Annotated in this window: 19 protein-coding genes; 11 read left to right on the forward strand and 8 right to left on the reverse strand. The window is 41.3% G+C overall.

Features of this window, described 5'->3' with window-relative positions:
• The first annotated feature begins 401 nt into the window (after positions 1-401).
• A complete protein-coding gene (speB, locus tag G6Q48_RS16480) occupies positions 402-1,322 on the forward strand; it encodes an agmatinase (protein ID WP_102137371.1) in 921 nt (306 codons plus the stop codon).
• 335 nt (positions 1,323-1,657) lie between these two features.
• Entirely contained in the window at positions 1,658-2,437 is a 780-nt protein-coding gene (locus G6Q48_RS16485) for an acetoin reductase (protein WP_102137372.1), read from the forward strand.
• Positions 2,438-2,500: 63 nt separating this feature from the next.
• Here the strand turns inward: G6Q48_RS16485 and G6Q48_RS16490 are convergent, their stop codons facing one another.
• Positions 2,501-3,376, reverse strand: coding sequence for an alpha/beta fold hydrolase (locus G6Q48_RS16490; protein ID WP_102137373.1), 876 nt, complete (start codon positions 3,374-3,376; stop codon positions 2,501-2,503).
• A 162-nt stretch (positions 3,377-3,538) separates the two neighbouring features.
• On the opposite strand from G6Q48_RS16490, the gene G6Q48_RS16495 reads away from it, so the two are divergent.
• Positions 3,539-3,787, forward strand: a complete 249-nt coding sequence (locus G6Q48_RS16495) for a helix-hairpin-helix domain-containing protein (protein WP_166267618.1) — start codon at positions 3,539-3,541, stop codon at positions 3,785-3,787.
• Here the strand turns inward: G6Q48_RS16495 and G6Q48_RS16500 are convergent.
• From G6Q48_RS16500 to leuA, 7 genes are all read right to left on the reverse strand, one after another.
• Positions 3,784-4,515, reverse strand: coding sequence for a TerC family protein (locus G6Q48_RS16500; protein ID WP_166267620.1), 732 nt, complete (start codon positions 4,513-4,515; stop codon positions 3,784-3,786). The two genes, G6Q48_RS16495 and G6Q48_RS16500, sit on opposite strands and share 4 nt — an antisense overlap.
• 71 nt (positions 4,516-4,586) lie before the next feature.
• Positions 4,587-5,273 carry a DNA mismatch repair endonuclease MutH gene (mutH, locus tag G6Q48_RS16505; protein ID WP_166267622.1) on the reverse strand — a complete coding sequence of 229 codons (687 nt, stop codon included), beginning with the start codon at positions 5,271-5,273 and terminating at the stop codon, positions 4,587-4,589.
• A gap of 560 nt (positions 5,274-5,833) precedes the next feature.
• Positions 5,834-7,513 (reverse strand): HTH-type transcriptional regulator SgrR, encoded by a 1,680-nt coding sequence (gene sgrR, locus G6Q48_RS16510; protein WP_166267624.1) that lies wholly within the window; start codon positions 7,511-7,513, stop codon positions 5,834-5,836.
• Positions 7,514-8,025: 512 nt separating this feature from the next.
• Entirely contained in the window at positions 8,026-8,631 is a 606-nt protein-coding gene (gene leuD / locus G6Q48_RS16515) for a 3-isopropylmalate dehydratase small subunit (RefSeq protein WP_166267626.1), read from the reverse strand.
• A gap of 7 nt (positions 8,632-8,638) precedes the next feature.
• Positions 8,639-10,042: a 3-isopropylmalate dehydratase large subunit gene (leuC, locus tag G6Q48_RS16520; protein ID WP_102137379.1), complete on the reverse strand. Its 1,404-nt coding sequence runs from the start codon at positions 10,040-10,042 to the stop codon at positions 8,639-8,641.
• Position 10,043: 1 nt separating this feature from the next.
• On the reverse strand, positions 10,044-11,132 hold the full coding sequence (gene leuB / locus G6Q48_RS16525) for a 3-isopropylmalate dehydrogenase (RefSeq protein WP_166267628.1): 1,089 nt from the start codon (positions 11,130-11,132) through the stop codon (positions 10,044-10,046).
• Between the two features lie 2 nt (positions 11,133-11,134).
• Positions 11,135-12,712 (reverse strand): 2-isopropylmalate synthase, encoded by a 1,578-nt coding sequence (leuA, locus tag G6Q48_RS16530; RefSeq protein ID WP_166267630.1) that lies wholly within the window; start codon positions 12,710-12,712, stop codon positions 11,135-11,137.
• Between the two features lie 892 nt (positions 12,713-13,604).
• Here leuA and leuO point away from each other — a divergent pair.
• The 8 genes from leuO (at position 13,605) to ftsL (ending at position 22,847) form a co-directional block, all read left to right on the forward strand.
• Positions 13,605-14,573, forward strand: a complete 969-nt coding sequence (gene leuO / locus G6Q48_RS16540) for a transcriptional regulator LeuO (RefSeq protein WP_102137382.1) — start codon at positions 13,605-13,607, stop codon at positions 14,571-14,573.
• Positions 14,574-14,893: 320 nt separating this feature from the next.
• Positions 14,894-16,726, forward strand: a complete 1,833-nt coding sequence (locus tag G6Q48_RS16545) for an AMP-dependent synthetase/ligase (RefSeq protein ID WP_207393051.1) — start codon at positions 14,894-14,896, stop codon at positions 16,724-16,726.
• Positions 16,727-17,097: 371 nt separating this feature from the next.
• A complete protein-coding gene (ilvI, locus tag G6Q48_RS16550; RefSeq protein ID WP_102137786.1) occupies positions 17,098-18,825 on the forward strand; it encodes an acetolactate synthase 3 large subunit in 1,728 nt (575 codons plus the stop codon).
• A 2-nt stretch (positions 18,826-18,827) separates the two neighbouring features.
• Positions 18,828-19,319 (forward strand): acetolactate synthase small subunit, encoded by a 492-nt coding sequence (gene ilvN / locus G6Q48_RS16555; RefSeq protein WP_004262045.1) that lies wholly within the window; start codon positions 18,828-18,830, stop codon positions 19,317-19,319.
• A gap of 84 nt (positions 19,320-19,403) precedes the next feature.
• On the forward strand, positions 19,404-20,414 hold the full coding sequence (gene cra / locus G6Q48_RS16560; RefSeq protein ID WP_166267632.1) for a catabolite repressor/activator: 1,011 nt from the start codon (positions 19,404-19,406) through the stop codon (positions 20,412-20,414).
• Between the two features lie 698 nt (positions 20,415-21,112).
• Positions 21,113-21,571: a division/cell wall cluster transcriptional repressor MraZ gene (mraZ, locus tag G6Q48_RS16565; protein ID WP_102137385.1), complete on the forward strand. Its 459-nt coding sequence runs from the start codon at positions 21,113-21,115 to the stop codon at positions 21,569-21,571.
• A gap of 2 nt (positions 21,572-21,573) precedes the next feature.
• Positions 21,574-22,527 (forward strand): 16S rRNA (cytosine(1402)-N(4))-methyltransferase RsmH, encoded by a 954-nt coding sequence (rsmH, locus tag G6Q48_RS16570; protein WP_166267634.1) that lies wholly within the window; start codon positions 21,574-21,576, stop codon positions 22,525-22,527.
• Positions 22,527-22,847 carry a cell division protein FtsL gene (gene ftsL / locus G6Q48_RS16575; RefSeq protein ID WP_102137387.1) on the forward strand — a complete coding sequence of 107 codons (321 nt, stop codon included), beginning with the start codon at positions 22,527-22,529 and terminating at the stop codon, positions 22,845-22,847. The genes rsmH and ftsL overlap by 1 nt, the downstream gene beginning before the upstream one ends.
• Positions 22,848-22,853: the final 6 nt, after the last annotated feature.

Consider the following 22,853-nt stretch of genomic DNA (forward strand, 5'->3'; position numbering starts at 1 on the left):
CATGTAAAACTAAACTCATTAGCATGTGAGTATGAATTATAATTCATTGTAATAACTAATTTTTTTGGATTAGGATCCAGTACTGATAGTACTCGAAGACGAATAAATGCTCAATGCGCGTTATATTTCGCACCGTCGCGTTGTTGGCTGCATTTGCCAACCCTAGTCACATACTTGTGTATGCTCCTAGGGATTGGCTCATTTTGCCGCCTAGCGACAGCACGAACTATTTAGCGCACTATATGAGTCATAACGTATTAAGATACTGAACAGATAATAACTTTGTGCAAATAACATGATTTGTTTATTATTTATACTGTGCGAAGTTAATTAGGTAAAAACTATTCGAATTGAATATTAAAAGGGCTTGCTAATGGGCCGGCCCGTTTTGAGGAACAGAAATGATTAATAGTACTTTAGGTAATCAAGTTGATAACTCACTGGTTTCTAACGCATTTGGTTTCTTACGTTTTCCGCTGAATTTTCAGCCTTATAGCTCAGATGCAGAGTGGGTGATCACCGGTGTACCGTTTGATATGGCAACCTCTGGTCGTGCTGGTAGCCGTCATGGGCCAGCTGCAATTCGCCAAGTTTCCACGAATCTTGCGTGGGAAAGCCACCGCTGGCCATGGAACTTTAAGTTAACTGAACGTTTAAATGTGGTTGACTGTGGTGACGTGGTATTTGCTTTCGGTGATGCACAAGATATGAGTGACAAACTGCAAGCCCATACTGAAAAACTGCTTGAATCAGGTAAACGTTGCTTGACCTTTGGTGGCGACCACTTCGTTACATTGCCATTGCTGCGTGCTCATGCGAAACACTTTGGGAAAATGGCCTTAGTTCATTTCGATGCACATACAGATACTTACGGTAATGGTAGCAAGTTTGACCACGGAACCATGTTCTATCATGCGCCAAAAGAAGGCCTAATCGACCCAACTCATTCAGTGCAAATTGGTATTCGTACTGAACATGACAGCGACAATGGTTTTACTGTACTGGATGCAGCTCAGGTGAATGATCGCAGTGTGGATGACATGGTTGCACAGATCAAAGAGATTGTTGGCGATATGCCTGTTTATCTGACTTTCGATATTGACTGCCTTGACCCTGCCTTTGCGCCGGGAACGGGAACCCCTGTTATTGGTGGTTTAACGTCAGATCGTGCATTGAAATTATTGCGTGGAATACAGTCATTAAATATCGTGGGTATGGATTTAGTGGAAGTCGCTCCCGCTTATGACCAATCTGAGATCACAGCATTAGCCGCCGCATCTATCGCATTAGAAATGTTATATATTCAAGCCGCTAAAAAATAAACAATTTAACGTTTACGCGAACAAAAGCCACCTACTCGGTGGCTTTTTTATATTCAAACCTCATTAAATTGTTTATTAATCGTACAAAGTTAAAGGAATAGCATTTTTTGTTTATCTTATTGAGAATGATTTTTATTAAAGATTATCTTCGAATTTCATTATTCATACCTTTTTCTTTGGTAAATAAAAAATATTCACAGCCCCAATAGTGAAATGTTTTTTATTAGTTAGGAATAGTAGGTAAAAATCATTACTTTGTAACTTGTTGTTATTATTGTTAACTTATGAGGATTGGTGGACTAGTCAATTTGGCTATTATTCAGTAGGAGATAAGTATGGCGTTAAATAATAAAGTTATTTTAGTTACTGGTGCAGCGCAGGGTATTGGTCGTGGTATCGCACTGCGTTTAGCGAAAGAAGGGGCTGATATCGCACTGGTGGATTTGAAAAAAGACAAACTCCAAGATGTTGCCAAAGAAATTGAAGCATTAGGCCGTAAAGTTACCACATTTGCTGCAGATATCAGTCAGCGTGACCAAGTCTTTGCCGCGGTGGCTCATGCAGAAGCGGAGTTAGGTGGTTTTGATGTAATGATTAACAACGCAGGGATTGCACAAGTTAAGCCAATCGCTGATGTTCGCCAAGAAGATATGGATTTAATCTTCAAAATTAACGTAGATGGCACCATGTGGGGTATTCAAGCCGCGAGCGAGAAATTCCAAGAACGTAAACATAAAGGGAAAATCATCAATGCATCCTCTATTGCAGGGCATGATGGTTTCGCGATGTTAGGTGTGTACTCTGCAACTAAATTTGCGGTTCGTGCGTTAACCCAAGCCGCGGCCAAAGAATACGCAAGCTCAGGTATAACGGTGAATGCGTATTGCCCTGGTATTGTTGGTACTGATATGTGGGTGGAAATCGATGAGCGCTTCGCTGAAATTACAGGCGCGCCAAAAGGTGAAACTTACAAAAAATATGTTGAAGGGATCGCGCTTGGTCGTGCTCAAACCCCTGATGATGTCGCGGGTCTAGTGGCATTCTTAGCAAGCGATGACTCTGACTATATTACTGGTCAATCTATTTTGACTGACGGTGGGATTGTCTATCGTTAATTCACTCATGTGAATTTAGGGTGTAAATAATAGCCGCGATGAATAACTCATCGCGGTTTTTGCTTATGCAGCATGCTGCTGAATATCGGCTAAAATAGCTTCCGCTTGTGTCCAAAGTAGTGAGCCTCCCTCATCGCTTAATAAATGATGTTGGCAATTGGGAAAACGGCTGGCTAATATTTTGCCAAAATCAGGGGAATGGACTGTGCTCATATCGAGTTCGCCATACCATAAAGAGACGGGCACGCAGGTCGTTTCAGGGGCGAATTCCCATTTCTGCAATGCAATTAATAAGTCTTGAACATATCCTTGGTTGCCTTGGGCGAAAGCACGTCGCATGCAATGGCTATATGCCTCAAGGAAATGTTCTTCATTGTAGAGTTGTTGGTCGATTTCTGCACTGCAATTAAGAATAAACGCCAATAGCCACTCACCAGTGACATTTTTTAATAGCCAGTCAGACAGCGCTTCAGGGCTGTTAAGGGCTTGCTCTTGCATGTTCACGATATCAGCACTGAGTATTGCGCGAGTTGCAGGGTATTCAAATTGGTCTTGCCCTGACACAATAGACAGTGAGATAGGTTGGCAATAGTGAGCGATAGCCATGGCAAAAACAGCACCTTGAGAAAAACCGATGACAGAATATTGAGTAATGGACTGCTTATCTAACAGTGCTTGAACATCCATAGCAAAATTTTTTAATGATTTTTCAGGGTGAAATGTTGACTCACCAAGCCCCGCACGTTCAGGAACAATCAAACGAATATTCAGTTGTTCGAGTAAATCCAAACCAAATCCTAATGAACCACTCATACCCGCACCGGTACAAAAAATAACAGGAAAGCCTGTTTTAGGGCCCGACTCAAACCAGCAAAATTGACGGCTATCAGGTAATTGCATCGTGTGTTGATGTGGGTTGGTCAGTGGCGCGTTATACATGGTGAATTCCTAACACAAAGCAGGTACAGATGGGTGATAAGATAGGTCAGTTAATAATTATTAAAACTGGCATTGTTATAGTTGCAATTTTAAAGTATTAAATAGGTAAAATGCAAAATATTCGCTTAATAAATATCAATTCATTCACAAGAGGATCGTCAAATGGCATTTTCCGAATCAGAAAAACAGATTTTATTGGCTGTCAAAGGTGTTGGCCCCATGGTGATTAGCCGTTTAGAACAAATGGGGTTTAGTTCACTCGCACAATTAAGTGAAGCCTCCTATGATGAAATTTTAATTTCTGGAGCCGCATTAACAGGCTCAAGCTGCTGGAAAAATAGCCCACAAGCAAAAAAAGCGGTAGAAGGGGCTATTTTAGCGGCTAAACAAGCGGTTAGATTGCCATCTTAATCAGTTTGGTTTCTGGTTTTCCATTTCTTACTGCGCAAGATATTGAGAACTTGCACTGCCATAGAAAAAAACATAGCAAAATAAATGTAGCCTTTAGAAACATGGACTTGAACACTTTCAAGCAGCAATGTGAAGCCAACTAAAATCAAAAATGATAAGGCCAAGATTTTTACGGAAGGGTAACGTTCAACAAAGTCGCCAATGGGTTTGGCCGCAAGCATCATAATGAGTACAGCGATGACCACTGCTGCCATCATGATAAATAAGTGGTCTGAAAGCCCCACTGCGGTGATCACTGAATCTAAACTGAAGATAATGTCTAATAAAGCAATTTGTACGATAGCGCCCCAAAATGAGCTCACTTTCTTATTGGCTAGATTATTTTCACCTTCTCTTTCAATGGTTTCAAAAATTTCTTGGCTTGCTTTCCAAATAAGGAATATTCCACCTGCGCATAATATGAGATCGCGTGCAGATACCACATGGTCAGCAACTGTAAAAAGTGGGGTGGTAAGGCGTGATAACCAAGCAATCGAAGCCAATAGCGCAAGGCGCATCACCATTGCTGCAATAAGGCCTGTCCGTCTGGCACTATTTTGCTGGTGGCTCGGAAGCTTGCTCACCACAATACTCAGAAAAATAATATTATCGATGCCTAGGACAATTTCTAATATGGTTAGGGTGGCAAGTGCCATCCATGCATTGGGGTCGAGTATCCACTCAAACATCTGTGCACCTTCTACAATGAAACAGTGATAAATTTTTATCGTCTGCTTTGGTACAGGCGACACCTTGTTGATTAAGATAAACTAAAATGCCGTGCTAACAGCGGGCCTGTAAAATCCTTTTTTAGATAAAAGCCACGAGGTAGCGTCATAATAGGTTGACCAAACTCACCAATAGCTTCAGTTAATGCTTTATTGTTCGCCGCTTTAGGGCGGATCTGTAATACCTGCCCATGACGTGCAGTGATACTTTCCACTTTGCCTAACACAATGAGATCCATTAACTCTTCCCAATCTTGTCGTAGTAACTGCTCTTCTAAGGGGGAGGGGCTCCAGATTAATGGGTTTGCGACTCGGCGCTGTGAGAGCGGAATTTGCCTTTCCCCTTCGATAGGAAACCATAAAATACGGGATAGTTTGCGGCGAACATGGCTATTTTCCCATGTTAAGCCGCTATTTCCCGTTAACGGTGCAACAGAAACAAAGGTGGTTTCGAGTGGAGCACCATGACGGTCAATAGGAATAGTTTTTAATTCAATACCAATATGGGCGAAATCTTGCTCTGCCTTACTTCCCGCGTTCGCGCCTAAATAATATTCCAATAACATGCCAACCCAGCCTTTGTCTCGCTTGAGATCAGGAGGAATAGGGATCGCTGCATGTTGGGCGAGTTCACCAAGCGTGTAGCCAGCAAGAGCTTGCGCTCGGGCCATTAAGGTCGCTTCGTTATCTGGTGGTGGCGGTGCAATAAATGGCGTCATGGTTTGAATAGTAATGTATAAAAAGTAGCTAGTGGAAATACATATAACTTAAGAAGTATAACACTTTTTCTATGGTATTTTTAACCATATGATATATATGAATATAATGTTATTTATTTATCTGAATTATAAATTATTACAGAGGTTATTCAAGTTCATCCCAAGATAATCACAGGATCATGCACTAGGTTATCCACAGGATTTCTGGATAACTGTGAAAAATCGAGATTACTGTGTGTATTTACAGCCTTGACGAAACGGTTTTTATGACGAGAGTCACAGAATATGAGTAAGTTAAGCACATATCTTGTGGATAAATACAACGTTGTTTGATCTTTGCTCAGTTGAAGTCTTAGGCATTTTAGTAAAAAAAATAGTCAGTGGATAAACTGATTTTTCGTTATTTATTTATTTGATTTATCAGTGATTATTTAATTTTTCTTTTTTCTGATAAAAAAGTGATTTGGGGATATACCCTGATTACCATGAGGTTGTTCACATGGATATCCACAGAAAAAGTGAATAACATCCTTATTATTCATTTTATCTGTTCATAACTATCAATATTTTGTTAGGTTATCCTCAGAAGGTTTAAACCAGGCGGATTTAAAATCAAACCAGCCAAAGGTGTTCATCCGTACACCGCGCATGGTGTTTTGGCCTTGCAGTTCGAGCCAATGATGAAAGATGGGGTGAAAAATTTGTGAGTCAATTAAGCTTTCACACCAAGCTTCAACATCTAATTGGTTATTACGCCATAGATTGAGTTCATCACTGAGGGGGTTATTAAGGCACTGACGTAACAACGGCATTTCGTACAAGGTTGCAAAAATGGAAAACTCAAGAGGTTTAAAAAAGTTAGCGGTTGTTAACCAGATATCACTTTGCCCATTGCCATTAAACCAATCATCGTAATCAATAATATTGATCTTGAGCTCCACACCTTGTTGCTGCAACACGCGTTTCATGATTTGGCTAATCGCATAGAACTCATGGTGGTTGCGATAAAAAGTGACAGTTAGCTCTGTTAAATCTTCAGGCTTAGGGAACAAGGTTAGCATTTTACTGTGGTGCCAATGGAGTAACAGGCCATAAGCAGGGGCCCAATGGCGCTGATAAAACGGCTCACAGTGGGCAAGCAGGTTAATTGGGGTTAAAAAGCTACACAACCATTTACGGACATCTTCACGCTGAGTAATGGTTGAACGCTGGTCCATTAACAGAAAATAACAGCCTTCTTCCATACGGCTTTCGAGCGAGCCATTATGGTGCTTATCACCATCCATTTTTAATGTCGTACAAACCATTTGTTCTGAGAGTTCAGGAACCACCCAAATAGTCACTTCATCAAGCAGCGCACGATAACCAAAATAGCGGTCAAAAGCCGTAATAGTGAGTTTTTGTGGCAAGTTTTTTTCCACTTGATAAGGGCCCGTGCCGATTGGGCAACGGCTAAAATTTTCTAAGCTCTCCCACTCCTTCGGTAAAATAGCCGCATGATGGCTGCCTAACAACCAAGGCAGTTGTTTATCAGGCTCACTTAACGTGATATCAATAACATAAGGGTGTGGTGAGCTGACGGATTGTATATGAGAGAACAGAGGCCAACAGGTTTTTAAGCGTAAAAGGGAATAGATAATATCGTCAGCAACCATTTCTCGCCCATGATGGAAATAAATAGCGGGGCGTAAATAGAAACGCCATTGGGTCTCATTGGCGGACTGCCAATGGTGGGCAAGGCCATTTTCCACTTCCCCTTTTTCCTCATTTATATGGGTAAGGCCATTAAATATTTGGCTCATTAAGTGAATTTCTGAGCGGCGCATTGGCGCACCGGGAAGCAGTGTCGGAAAATCACGATAATAAATAATCCGTAATAAGTTTTTACCTTGTCGATAGCTGCGTTCCAGTTCAGACAATACCATTTGGCGAATGGTTTCCTTATCACCAACCAGTGCAACCAATTTCTCAATACTTTCTTCTTTGAGTAATTGTTCAGCCTGTGCCTGTTGTAGCTCTAAGCCATTAACATGGAAAATAAGAGTGGAGCGCTTTCCTCGACCAGACTCTGCTTGCCAGCTAAGCCAACCGTGTGATTGCATATTATTAAGCAGTGTCCGAACATGACGGCGAGAGCAAAACAGCGTATCAGCGATATCTTGCAGCGTTGTTTCACTGTCTTGGCCCTGAAAATGTTGCCAGAGACGAATAAATTGGGTTTGTAATCGCGAATTAGACATAAAAGAGGAACTCCGGCAAAAAATACATCAATTTTAATTTCCTAAAATCTCACGATAATAGAAGGCAGTAAGTAGCTCGTTTGGTCTGCATGTTGCCGACCGACTCCCCCATTTAGAGTAATGGTGTTTATCACCGAGCCGGTTTTTACCGGCTTTTTTTTATTTTTTCGTCATATTTTGCGCCGTGGCTGTGTTGGCTTCACTCCGCTACCCTAGTCACATACTGGTGTATGCTCCTAGGGATATCCTCGTTTGCCGCCTTGCCACAACACAAACTATTTAGAAAAAATAGTTAAGCCAAAAGCCAAAAGTATGTAATTTGTAGTGGTATTGGTGTCGTCGAAAGATATTTGAGTTAATTATACAGGAAGAATTTAATGGGGAAGTACTTTTAGGTCGTAAATTTGTTAATAAGGATTAATTCCGCATTTTTGGTGCGAAGTAGGCGGTTTAGTTGGAGAATTAGAGCTAAAAGAGGAACTACGCCCACCAAAGTAGGCGTAGAAAAGAATTTACTGCATAAAAGATGGGATCTTGCTTTCGAAATCTTTGATTTGGTCGACATGTTGCAGTGTCAAACCAATGCTATCCAAACCATTCATCATGCAGTGGCGGCGGAAGCTGTCGATTTCAAAATGATAGGTTTTATCTCCTGCGGTCACGGTTTGGGCTTCTAAGTCCACCGTAAATTGGCAACCTTCATGGCTATTAACATAATTAAACAGCTCATCCACTTCGGTTTCACTTAATTTAATTGGTAATAATTGGTTATTGAACGAGTTACCATAAAAAATATCAGCAAAACTTGGGGCGATAACCACTTGAATACCAAAGTCAGTTAATGCCCAAGGTGCGTGTTCACGAGATGAGCCACAACCAAAGTTTTCGCGAGCTAATAAAATACTTGCCCCTTTGAAAACCGGTTTATTTAATACGAAATCAGGATTAGGCTGTTGCCCGTTCTCATCTAAAAAACGCCAGTCATTAAACAAATGTTGGCCAAAACCCGTCCGCGTGACTTTTTGTAAAAATTGCTTAGGGATAATGGCATCAGTATCAACATTTGCTGCATCTAAAGGAGCGACAATCCCGACGTGTGTAATAAACTTTTCCATCATTTTCTCCTTAGATTTGAATATCACGTACATCAGCAAAATGGCCATTAATCGCCGCAGCGGCTGCCATTGCTGGGCTAACCAAGTGAGTACGACCAGCACGACCTTGGCGGCCTTCAAAGTTACGGTTGCTGGTTGATGCACAGCGCTCGCCTGGGTTTAAACGGTCATTATTCATCGCTAAACACATGGAGCAGCCCGGCAAGCGCCATTCAAAGCCTGCTTCAATAAAGATTTTATCCAAACCTTCTTGCTCAGCTTGGGCCTTAACAGGGCCAGATCCGGGAACAACAATGGCTTGTACGCCATTCGCCACTTTTTTGCCTTTGGCAATTGCAGCGGCAGCACGTAAATCTTCAATACGTGAATTCGTACATGAGCCAATAAAGACTTTATCAATTTTGACGTCAGATAATTTAATGCCAGACTCTAATCCCATGTAAGCTAATGCTTTTTCAGCAGATGCTCGCTCAACGGGGTCTGCAAATGACTCAGGAGCAGGGATCGGTTGGTTGATGGCAATCACCTGCCCAGGGTTGGTTCCCCAAGTAACTTGTGGTGCGATGCTACTAGCCTGAATTGTAATGATTTTATCGAACTTAGCATCGTCATCGGTTTTTAATGTTTTCCAATAAGCAACTGCATCGTCCCATTGTTGGCCTTTAGGTGCAAATTGGCGGCCTTTCATATAGGCAAAGGTGGTTTCATCCGGTGCGATAATCCCGGCTTTTGCGCCTAACTCGATAGCCATATTACACACAGTCATACGGCCTTCCATACTCAAGTTTTCGATGGCTTCACCACAAAATTCAACAATATAGCCAGTACCGCCTGCGCTGCCAGTTGTACCGATAATGGCTAACACGATATCTTTTGCGGTAATACCTGCTGGAGCTTTGCCTACGACTTCAATTTTCATTGTTTTAGCGCGTGCTTGTTTCAGCGTTTGAGTCGCCATCACGTGCTCAACTTCAGATGTTCCGATACCAAAGGCTAATGAGCCAAATGCACCGTGGGTTGCGGTGTGGGAATCGCCACATACAATGGTCATACCGGGCAAAGTAATACCTTGCTCAGGCCCCATCACATGGACAATACCTTGGTATGGGTGATTCAAATCATACAAAGTTACGCCGAACTCTTTACAGTTCTTCATTAATTCTTGCATTTGAATGCGGGCCATATCACCACAAGCATTGATATCTTTGGTTTGTGTCGATACGTTGTGATCCATTGTTGCAAATGTTTTACTTGGCTGATGCAACGGGCGGTTTTTAGTTCTCAAACCGTCAAAGGCTTGAGGTGATGTCACTTCATGCACCAAATGGCGATCGATATAAATCAAAGGGATTTCATTTTCGACCTCACGGACAACGTGGGCATCATACAATTTTTGATATAAAGTCTTGGCCATGTTAAACCCCTTCTGCAATATAACGAGCAATAATATCGCCCATTTCACTGGTACTTATTGACTGACCTGCACCTGCTAAGTCTGATGTTCTATAACCTTCTTCTAAGGCTTTATTGACCGCATGTTCGATGGCATCTGCGGCATCGGCTTGGTCTAAGCTAAATCTTAGCAGCATGGAAGCAGATAAAATTTGTGCGATTGGGTTAGCAATATTTTTTCCAGCAATATCTGGTGCAGAGCCGCCCGCAGGTTCATACAAACCAAATCCTGCTTCATTCAAGCTCGCAGAAGGCAGCATGCCCATGGAGCCAGTGATCATCGCACATTCATCAGAAATAATATCGCCGAACAAGTTAGAACATAACACCACATCAAACTGAGATGGGGCTTTGATCATTTGCATGGCCGCGTTATCAATATACATATGGCTGACTTCAACATCTGGATATTCTTTTGCGATTTGATTGACCACTTCACGCCATAATACTGAGCTTTGCAATACGTTTGCTTTGTCAATTGATGTGACTTTGTTATTACGTTTGCGAGCCGATTCAAACGCAATACGTGCAATGCGCTCGATTTCATAGCGGTGATAAACTTCAGTATCAAATGCATACTCTTCTTGGCCTTCACCTTTACGGCCTTTGGGTTGACCGAAGTAAATCCCACCGGTTAATTCACGTACACAAAGAATATCAAAGCCTTGAGCTGCGATGTCTGCACGTAATGGGCAAAATGCTTCTAATGCTTGATATAAACGAGCAGGGCGTAAATTACTGAATAATTTAAAATGCTTACGTAAAGGTAATAATGCACCACGCTCAGGCTGGCTGTCGGGTGGCAAGTGTTCCCATTTCGGCCCACCGACAGAACCAAATAAGACAGCATCCGCTTCCTCACAACCTTTTACAGTGGCCTGTGGTAATGGCTCACCGTGTTTGTCGATTGCCGCACCGCCCACATCATACTCAGTGGTGTTGATTGTTACTGCAAAACGTTTGCTGATAGCAGCTAAAACCTTGTGAGCTTGCGCCATCACTTCTGGACCGATGCCATCACCCGGTAATACGGCAATTTTATAACTAGACATTGTTAAACAGCTTCCTTTGTGTTTGATTGTGATTCTTGATTTATTTTTTGTTTTTCTTTTTCAACTTGCTCTGAGCGCCAAATGCTATTCAACACATGCACCATGGCTTTTGCTGATGATTCGACGATATCTGTCGCTAACCCCATCCCGTGGAACTTACGGTTATGGCACTCAACCACGATATCCACTTGGCCTAATGCATTTTCACCGTGGCCTTTAGCCGATAACTGATAAGAGACTAATTTCATAGGGAATTGGGTAATGTTGCTGATGGCTTGATAGATGGCATCAACAGGGCCATTGCCGGTTGCCGCTTCAGATTTTACTTCATCGCCACACTGCATTTTGACTGTCGCTGTTGCGACGATACTTGAGCCTGATTGTGTACTGAAATAGTCCATGACGAAGTGGTCAGTTTCATCTTGTTGTTTTGTGAAGAAAGCCAAAGCTTCTAAGTCATAGTCAAAGACTTGGCCTTTTTTATCGGCTAAATTCAAAAATGCAGTATACAATTCATCCAATTTGAAATCTTTACCTTCGTGATACCCCATCTCCTCCATACGGTGCTTAACAGCGGCGCGGCCAGAACGTGAGGTTAAATTCAATTGCTGTTCTTTTAAACCAATGGACTCTGGCGTCATAATTTCGTAGGTTTCACGGTTTTTCAGCACACCATCTTGGTGAATTCCTGATGAGTGAGCAAATGCGTTGCTGCCGACAACCGCTTTATTGGCTGGGATTGGTGTATTACATAATTGGCTAACTAATTGGCTGGTACGGTAAATTTCTTTGTGATTAATATTGGTATGCACATTCAACATTTGTTCGCGCAATTTAATGGCCATAATCACTTCTTCTAATGCCGTATTACCTGCGCGTTCACCTAAGCCGTTGATGGTACCTTCTACTTGGCGGGCACCGGCTTGCACGGCACTGATTGAGTTAGCAACGGACATCCCTAAATCATCATGGCAATGAACAGAAATAACGGCTTTATCAATATTAGGCACTCGGTTATACAAATCAGTGATAATACCACCAAACTGGTAAGGTGTTGTATAACCGACAGTATCTGGAATGTTAATCGTGGTTGCGCCTGCATTAATCGCGGTTTCTACAATGCGGCACAAATTGTCGGGATCAGTACGGCCGGCGTCTTCACAGGAGAATTCAACGTCGTCGGTATAGCGTCTAGCGCGCTTGATGGAGTTGATTGCCATATCCATTACACCATCAAATGATTTATTTAATTTTTTCTCCATATGCAAGTTGGAGGTGGCTAAGAAAATATGAATACGGAAAGCTTCGGCAACTTTTAATGACTCGGCGGCCACATCAATATCATTTTCAATACAACGCGCTAATGCACAAATTCGGCTATTTTTTATTTCTCTCGCGATAGTTTGAACAGATTCGAAGTCACCCGGTGAAGAGACTGGGAAACCAGCTTCAATGATATCAACGCCTAAACGCTCTAATGCGAAGGCGATTTGTAATTTTTCTCTGACTGACAAACTTGCCTGTAATGCCTGCTCACCGTCGCGTAAGGTGGTATCGAAGATAATGACTTGGTTGCTCATATTGTGTTCCTCATATCGAATTTTGTTTTTACTTAGCGTTATGTTCTTCCAAAGCCGCAGGCATAAAAAAACCCGCGGGTTGCGCGGGTTCTTCATGTTTGTGGACAGTTTATTTCTATTTTTCGTCCATAAGCATACCGCGCAAATTTAATGCGAGTAGTAGTAGGCTTAGTAGGCGAATAGAAAATGTCATTTTAACTGTCTCTCTTGAGTATCTTAATCAAACTGTATTTATTGATACGTTATCTTAAAGTTAATGTCAATCATAGATTTTTAGCATATTTTTACCAATCATGAATTATGGCTCGCGCTTGGTGGTTGTTGCTATTTTTTTGGTGTATCTCTTCTGTTTTATCTGGATTTCTATGTAGTTATAAGGGTAAAATTCTTTCGTTAAGTGTGGTTGAGTGTTGTTTTGATTAAACTCATTGATTTTTATGTGGTTTTTATTGTTTTGATGTGAAATGAGACTCAATACAGGGAATAAATCATCTTCGCCAATGCTTTTTAATTAAGTTAATTATCTAATAAATGAGTATTTAAAAAATAATCTGATAATGAGAATATTTATTGATTCTAAATGCGATTTATTATGATTTCTTGCAAAAATTGCTTTATTATTTTTATGGTGAGTGAGCGAAAGGCTAATAAGTGGTTATCATTCATTATGTTGATGAATATTTACGTTTTATAATGATATTTATACTGCAAGTTTAATTAATAGGTTAAGTAATATAAACGTCGTTTTAATAAATGCAGGGAAAGCGAAATAGCTTATTATCTATAAGTTGTTTTAAGAATAATATTTAATGAATTTATATATTCGTCGGTTTTTAAGATGAATGACTCTTTTCGTTAATGAAAAATGATAAATATATTAGTGGAGTAAAAAATGACTGATTTTGATACAATTTCAACAGCTAAAAAAGACAGTAGCGATATTCATTTGCGTAATGTTGACCTCAACCTATTAACGGTTTTTGACGTAGTGATGCAGATGCAAAACGTAACAAAAGCGGCGCAAGTTCTAGGGATGTCTCAGCCAGCAGTGAGTAATGCAGTTTCACGTTTAAAATCAATGTTTAATGATGAATTGTTTGTGCGCTATGGGCGTGGTATTCAGCCGACATCTCGTGCTAAGCAACTGTTCGGGCCTATTAGGCAAGCATTACAATTAGTTCATAATGAGTTACCTAGTGCAGGCTTTAATCCGCAAAATAGTGAGCGAGTATTTAATTTATCTATTTGTTCGCCATTAGACATTCGTCTGGCTGCTATTATTGTCGAAAAATTTAAGGTAGTCTCGCCTAATATTAATATAGTTATCCACTCTTTCATGGATAATAAGATTGCTCATCAATTAAAATACCAAGAAATGGATTTTTTCCTTGGCTATAACCAATTAGAAAAGGCAGAGTTCCAACATCAAGTTTTATTTGATGATGAATTGGTCTTAGTAGTTGCAAATCATCATCCACGTATTGGTAATTCAATTTCTGAAATTGAACTAAATAATGAACGTCATGCCATTATGTCGATGGATAACATGGGGTCATTTAGTAAACCTTATTACAATAATACTGAGTTATCGCATACGATTAGCTATCAAGGTACTGACTTAAATAGTGTATTGAGCATTGTTGCTCAAACGGATCTCGTGGCTATTGTACCCAAATGGCTAGTAGGTCATTACTTTGGCCAACTGAAATTACGTACATTAACATTACCTTGGCTTAGGGACTCACTACCTTGCTATTTAACGTGGCATGAATCAACGGTTAGAGATAAAGGCCATCAATGGATGAAATCCCAATTTAACCAATTGATTGAAGAACTCCCTGAACAAGCCGCAGCAGCGTAGAACGCCTATTTAAACATTGTGAGAGGTTGTAGGCTGTCCTAGACATGATGAAAAATAAATAGTCATTTTGTTAAGGCTTACAATCTCTATGTTCTTGCAGACGCACTTATAAATATACACACCAACAAGGTAATTAACTCATTATAGTTAGCCCTATGATGTGTTTTGTTGCAGACATAACATTTGCAAAAAATTTACATATAAATGCTTTTCACGCATCTCTTTAGTCGATACACTGCGAATATTCAGCTAACACTTGTAAGCTGAAATAATAAGAATGGTTAAGTGCTTGTGAATGTGCCGGGTAACTTATATCGATAATGACTTATAGGGAATACACTTTGATTACTGAAAATCTATATCCATACCACTTGGTTAATCGCTTACGTAGCAGGGTCACTGCACACGAATCAGCGAACCGGATAGCTTTCAGTCAATGGGATAACGGGCAACGAAGCTCATTAACGTGGGGTGAGGTAGGCGATCGTACATCAGCGATTTCTCTGCGTCTCTTAGCATTAAACGTTATCGCACAAGAAAATATTGGGTTATTTGCCCATAACAGTATGAACTGGTCATTGGTTGACTTTGCCGCGCTACAAATTAGGGCAGTCACGGTGCCACTTTATGCAACTAGCAGTATCGAGCAAGCCGCGTATATTATTAATGACGCGAATATTAGAGTGCTGTTTGTTGGGGACGATGCGCAATATCAAGTTGCATGCCAATTACCCGCTCTTTGCCCTCAATTAACGACGATTGTTGTGATGAATGACAATGTTGAGTTAGCTGATATCTCAATCGACACATTGCATTTATCCACCTTTATGGCGCAATCACAAGCGACATACCAAGCAGAACTTGATGAACGCATCGCTGCACATAATCTCAGTGATTTATTCACCATCATCTATACATCAGGCACCACCGGAGAACCAAAAGGCGTTATGTTGGATTACTACAACATGGCTGCGCAACTGTATCTCCATGACGAACGATTACAACTAACTGCTGATGATGTCTCTTTAAGTTTCTTACCACTTTCACATGTTTTTGAACGTGCGTGGAGCTTTTACGTTATGCACGTTGGCGCACTAAACGTTTATTTAACGGACACGAATCAGGTCCGGGAGGCGTTAGCTGAGATAAAACCAACAGTGATGTGTGCGGTTCCTCGTTTTTATGAAAAAGTTTATTCAGCAATACAAAGTAAAGTAGCAAAAGCGCCTCTAGTGCGTAGAGCGCTATTTCGCTGCGCAATATCTCTTGGCAAGCAGCGTGTGAAAGCCTTAGCCAAAGGCCGCAAACCCTCTTTTATTAACCGCGCTATTTTCCCGATAGCCGATAAACTGGTACTCAATAAAATTCGTGAAGGATTAGGTGGACGAATTCGCTTCATGCCAGCCGCAGGCGCTCGTCTAGATGACGATGTGATTGCGTTTTTCCTTTCCGCAGGGGTAAACATCAAATATGGCTATGGTATGTCAGAGACCTGCGCCACGGTATCTTGCTGGGAAGAGGGCAAATACCCATTAGGCTCGATTGGTACACCGCTATCTTCTGTTTCAGTGCGTATTGGCAGGGACGATGAAATACAAGTGAAAGGGCCGGTGGTTATGAAAGGCTATTACAACCGCCCGATTGAAACCTTAGATACGTTTACAGCAGATGGCTGGCTTAAAACGGGTGATGCAGGGAAAATTGACGAACAAGGCAATTTATATATTACAGATAGACTAAAAGATTTAATGAAAACGTCTAACGGAAAATATATTGCACCACAAATGATTGAAGGCGTATTAGGGCAAGACAAGTTTATTGAACACATTGCAGTCATTGCTGATGCACGCAAGTTTGTTTCAGCGCTGATCGTACCTTGCTATGAGAGCCTAGAAGAATATGCGAACTCAATAAATTTGAAATATCGGGATCGTTTAGAACTCTTAAAAGACTCGAATATTGTGGCATTATTTGAAAACCGTTTAAGAGATTTACAGAAAAATATCGAAAACTTCCACCAAGTTAAGCGCTTTACTTTGTTACCCAAAACTTTTTCAATGGAAAAAGGCGAATTAACACCGACTTTAAAGCTGCGACGTAAAATTATTTCTGAGCGCTATCAATTAGAAATTGAATCAATGTACAAAGAATAATTTATAACTTAAGTAACCTGGCTTACCCGTATTATGGGTAGGTTGGGCCTTGTTTTTGTTCTATTTTTATCAATTTATTCAGATAATCGCTTAATATCACAATTTTAACGGTGCCAACTAATTAAATTGGCACTGTATTTTCATTCATACCAGTCATTTTTCCTCCCATTATTTTTATCTGCAGTCAATTTATCTATCAAATACCCATGTTCAAGATGATGTGAAAGTTTCGTGATCCTTGCACTGAAATGGTGTTTGCTTCGTTTCAGCCAGAGCGATATGTTAATAGCACGAATTTCATAATTTAAATGATAAAAATAAAGGGGTAGATCATACCTCTTCACTTGCAAATAATGTCTGGGGGCAAACTCATGGAGATGTTGTCGGGAGCGGAAATGGTCGTCAAATCGTTGATTGACCAAGGAGTAAAGCACGTGTTTGGTTATCCAGGCGGTGCAGTATTAGATATTTATGATGCACTTCATACAGTTGGCGGGGTAGAACACATATTAGTGCGTCATGAACAGGCTGCGGTGCATATGGCTGATGGTTATGCACGTTCAACAGGGGATGTGGGGGTCGTGTTAGTGACATCCGGCCCTGGGGCAACGAATGCTATTACTGGTATTGCGACCGCGTATATGGATTCTGTACCGATGGTGGTGTTATCGGGGCAGGTTGCAAGCTCGCTAATTGGTAATGATGCGTTCCAAGAGTGCGACATGGTTGGGATCTCAAGGCCAATAGTTAAACACAGTTTTTTAATTAAAAGCGCAGAAGAAATTCCTGAAACTATTAAGAAGGCTTTTTATATTGCGGCAAGTGGGCGCCCCGGTCCTGTAGTGATTGATTTCCCTAAAGACACCGTTAACCCTGCCTTAAAGTTTGCTTACCGTTATCCCGAAAACGTTTCTTTGCGTTCTTATAACCCAACGTTGCAAGGCCACAAAGGGCAAATCAAAAAAGCATTAACCAAATTGGTTTCGGCAAAAAAACCAGTTTTCTATATTGGCGGGGGTGCGATTAACGCGAATTGCTCTGCTGAACTTATTGAGTTGGCAGAAAAACTGCAATTACCAGTGGTATCAACCTTAATGGGGTTAGGGGCTTTCCCAGAAACTCACAAGCAGTCTGTCGGGATGCTTGGAATGCATGGAACATACGAAGCCAACAAGGTTATGCACAACTCTGATGTGATTTTTGCCGTTGGGGTTCGTTTTGATGATAGAACAACGAACAATTTAGAAAAATACTGCCCAAATGCGACAGTCATTCAAATTGATGTTGACCCAACGTCTATTTCAAAAACAGTTAATGCGGATATCCCAATCGTGGGTGATGCGAAACTCACATTAAAGCAAATGTTAGGTCAGTTAGACCAAGCTTCAGCTAAACAAGATAGCCAAGCACTCACCTCATGGTGGAAAGAAATTGAACAATGGCGTAGTAAACAATGCTTACGCTACGAAACAAGCCAAACCAAAGTTAAACCACAACAAGCCATTGAAATGATTTACCGTTTAACAAAAGGTGAAGCCTATGTGACGTCTGACGTTGGGCAGCACCAAATGTTTGCGGCATTGTATTATCCCTTTGATAAACCTCGCCATTGGATAAACTCAGGAGGGCTTGGAACGATGGGATTTGGTTTGCCTGCTGCATTAGGGGTGAAATTAGCGCATCCAAAATCGACCGTTGTCTGTGTGACGGGGGATGGCAGCATCCAGATGAACATCCAAGAGCTTTCAACCGCTCTGCAATATGGCTTACCGGTTTTGGTTCTCAATTTAAACAACGGTTTCTTAGGTATGGTAAAGCAGTGGCAGGATATGATTTATCAAGGCCGTCACTCACAATCCTACATGCAGTCATTGCCTGATTTCATCAAGTTAGCGCAAGCGTATGGCCACGTTGGTATTTCAATATCAACACCTGATGAACTGGAAGAAAAACTAAAACAAGCCCTTGTTGAAGTGAATGAAAATCAGCGATTAGTCTTCGTTGACGTCAATATTGATGAAACTGAGCACGTTTATCCAATGCAGATCCGTGGTGGTGCAATGGATGAAATGTGGTTGAGCAAAACAGAGAGGACCTGATCATGCGTCGTATTTTATCCGTTTTATTAGAAAATGAATCAGGTGCTTTGTCCCGTGTCATCGGTCTGTTTTCTCAGCGTGGTTATAATATTGAAAGTTTGACCGTTGCACCAACAGATGACCCAACCTTGTCACGTATGACTATCCAAACGAAAGGGGATGCAAAGGTTCTTGAGCAAATTGAGAAACAACTGCATAAATTGGTTGATGTGTTGCGTGTCAGTGAGCTGACGGCGTCAGCACATATCGAACGTGAAATCATGTTAGTGAAGCTACAAGCCTCTGGATATGGGCGTGACGAAGTGAAGCGTTGTGCGGATATTTTCCGTGGACAAATTGTTGACGTCACTCCAACGCTTTATACCGTTCAGCTAGCGGGAACAAGCGAAAAACTGGATGCTTTCATCGAATCAGTACGTGGTGTTGCTGAAATTGTTGAAGTTGTACGTTCAGGGATCGTCGGTGTTTCACGCGGTGATAAAATTATGCGATGAAAAATTTATCATCCGAAGGTAGAATAAACGCGTTTAAGGCCCCGAATGACTCGGGGCTATTCCCAAAATTGTAAAGAGGTTAACGTGAAACTGGATGAGATAGCCCGTCTAGCGGGTGTTTCCCGCACAACGGCTAGTTATGTGATCAACGGCAAGGCCAAGCAGTATCGAGTCAGCGATAAAACTGTAGAAAAAGTGATGGCAGTCGTCAGAGAACACAATTACCATCCAAATGCAGTTGCTGCGGGGCTACGAGCAGGGCGCACCCGTTCGATTGGGTTAGTGATCCCTGACTTGGAGAATACTAGCTATACCCGTATAGCAAATTACCTTGAAAGGCAGGCGCGTCAACGTGGTTATCAATTGCTGATAGCATGCTCGGAAGACCAACCCGACAATGAAATTCGTTGTGTTGAGCACCTTTTACAGCGGCAAGTTGATGCGATTATTGTCTCGACAGCATTACCGCCAGAGCACCCGTTTTATCAGCGTTGGGCGAACCGTTCGTTACCGATTATCGCACTTGATAGAGCCCTTGAAAAAGAACACTTTATTAGTGTCGTTGGTGATGACCAAGAAGATGCTTTCATGATTTCAGCAGAATTACGCAAATTTAAAGCTGAGTCAGTGTTGTATTTAGGGGCGTTACCTGAACTGTCAGTCAGTTATCTACGCGAACAAGGTTTCCGTAAGGCGTGGAATGAAGACCCGCGCAAGATTGATTACCTGTATGCAAATAGCTATGAACGCGATTCAGCCGCAGAGGTGTTTGCGCATTGGCTGGATAGCGGTAATGAGATGCCAGACGCGTTATTTACAACATCATTTTCCTTACTACAAGGTGTCTTGGATGTTGCGTTGAAGCGCAGTGGTCGTTTACCTGAGCACATGGTTGTTGCCACATTTGGTGATAACGAGCTATTAGATTTTCTTGAATGCCCAGTGTTGTCCCTTGCACAGCGTCATAGAGATATCGCTGAACGTATCTTAGAACTGGTACTTGCCAGCCTTGATGAAAAGCAAAAACCAGAAGCGGGTATTACTCGTATTCGTCGTGATTTATGTCGCCGCGGAAGCTTAGGTCGTAAGCAGTAATAAAATAGACTTAACTTTAATCGAATAGTGAATATTTACACGATAATGAGTGATGTTAGTCACAATAATGAGTAATATAACGGCCCCTATCTTGTAGGGGCTTTTTTTTTATAGGCTAAAAATAGGTAAATATTTAACTTTAGGATTTATCTTAATATATTTATTGCTGATTTTAAAATGAAAGCTAAATTGGATTATGAAATTAATACAAATTTATTGTGGGTGTATTATTGATTCGTGCGATAAATATTTAAAATTGAATACTGTTTATTAAAACAGTTATTTATTGTGTTGATATTTAATGATTTTATTTTTCTTTCGAGGTGATTTTATCATCACTAGATATTAACGATTATTTGAGGACTCAATAAAAGTAAATTACCGGTACAAGATATACTGATTAAAAATGAGACATAAGTTGAATTTATGATGATTTGTATGATTTTGCAGCAATCTATAGTGATCACGCTTATTTAAGTTGCACTCTATAAAATATATTAATTATATCAACCTGTTATTTCCCATTTTCTTTCCAAGTTATATTTTACCTATCCTTATTTTTTCTGAATTGTTCTGTAAATAAAGCTAAAGCTGAGTGCGACTGGCTTGACAACGTTTTCATACCATTCGTAAACTTTATATGTGGTGAATTGTGGGGTAAAGTGGGTGAGTTGAAAATAAAAGGGGTATAATCGGGTATGTTTCGTGGGGCAACACTGGTTAATCTCGACAGCAAAGGGCGTCTAACCGTGCCGACTCGTTACCGAGGTATGCTGAACGAGGAATCGAAAGGGCAAATGGTCTGTACCATTGACCTTCACCAGCCGTGCCTACTGCTTTATACCTTACCGGAGTGGGAGATTATCGAAGAAAAGCTTTCTCGGTTATCGACGATGAACCCAGCGGAACGACGCGTGCAACGGCTGTTACTGGGCCATGCAAGTGAATGTCAAATGGACAACGCGGGGCGTCTTTTGTTAGCCAATACATTGCGTCAGCATGCAGGGCTAACAAAAGAGGTCATGTTGGTTGGCCAGATTAATAAATTTGAACTTTGGGATGAACAAACTTGGTATCAGCAAGTGGAAGATGACATTGCCGCTGAGCGCCTTACCAATGAACCACTTTCAGCCCGCTTACAGGATTTGTCACTTTAATAATGACGCAACAGCAATTTAAACACGTAACAGTATTACTGGATGAAGCCGTGAACGGCTTAAACATTAAACCTAACGGTATCTATATCGATGGCACATTTGGGCGTGGGGGCCATTCAAGGCTGATATTAAGCCAGCTTGGCGAACAAGGGCGGTTGATCGCCATTGACCGTGACCCAGAAGCGATAAAAGCAGCTCAAGCAATTGATGACCTTCGTTTTATGATTAAACACGGCCCATTTTCTGCGATTGCAGAGTATGTGGAAGAAGAAGGTTTAGTTGGGCAAATTGATGGTGTATTGCTGGATTTAGGCGTCTCTTCACCGCAGTTAGATGACCCAGAGCGTGGCTTTTCATTTATGCGTGACGGGCCGTTAGATATGCGAATGGACCCAACCAAAGGGCAATCTGCACAGCAATGGTTGATGGACGCAGAAGCGGATGACATTGCTTGGGTTTTAAAAACTTTTGGTGAAGAGCGTTTTGCGAAACGAATTGCGAGAGCGATTGTTGAGCGTAACCATAACCCAGAAGAAGAGCCATTAACACGCACACGGCATCTGGCTGAATTAATCGCAAAAGTTAGCCCGATGAAAGATCGGCACAAACACCCAGCGACGCGTAGCTTCCAAGCCATACGGATTTATATCAACAGTGAATTGGAAGAGATAGAAAAAGCGCTAGAAGGCGCAATGAACGTTTTAGCTCCACAAGGTCGTTTATCGGTTATCAGCTTCCATTCTTTGGAAGACAGGTTAGTAAAGCGGTTTATCCGCAAAAACAGTAAAGGGCCATCAGTACCAGCAGGTATTCCGCTAACTGAAACGCAGATTAAAGCATTAGGCGCAGCGCAGTTACGTGACCTAGGCAAGATGAAACCTTCTGAAAACGAAATTGACGAAAATCCACGCGCACGGAGTTCTGTGTTGCGGTTTGCTGAAAAGGCGGCGGAATAATGGTTCCAGAAAGGCACAGCCTAGCACGCGTCATTGGGCGTGATTTATTTCGTTATGGCATCGTTCCTTTGATTTTATTGTCTGCAATTATAATTAGTGCCGTTTTTGTCGTGACTACCGCACATGAAACGCGTTTGTTAACGGCCGCAAAAGATAAATTGTATGAAGAAAAAGACTTATTAGATATCGAATGGCGCAATCTGATCCTTGAAGAAAATGCCCTTGCGAGCCATAGCCGAATAGAACGTTTATCGGTTGAAAAATTACAGATGGTACAAGTTGAACCATCACAAGAAAAAATTATTGTTTCTAAGCAATAAAAAGGT

Origin of the sequence: Providencia sp. M-27, assembly GCF_011077905.1 — a bacterium.
In the GTDB taxonomy this organism is placed as follows: domain Bacteria; phylum Pseudomonadota; class Gammaproteobacteria; order Enterobacterales; family Enterobacteriaceae; genus Providencia; species Providencia huaxiensis.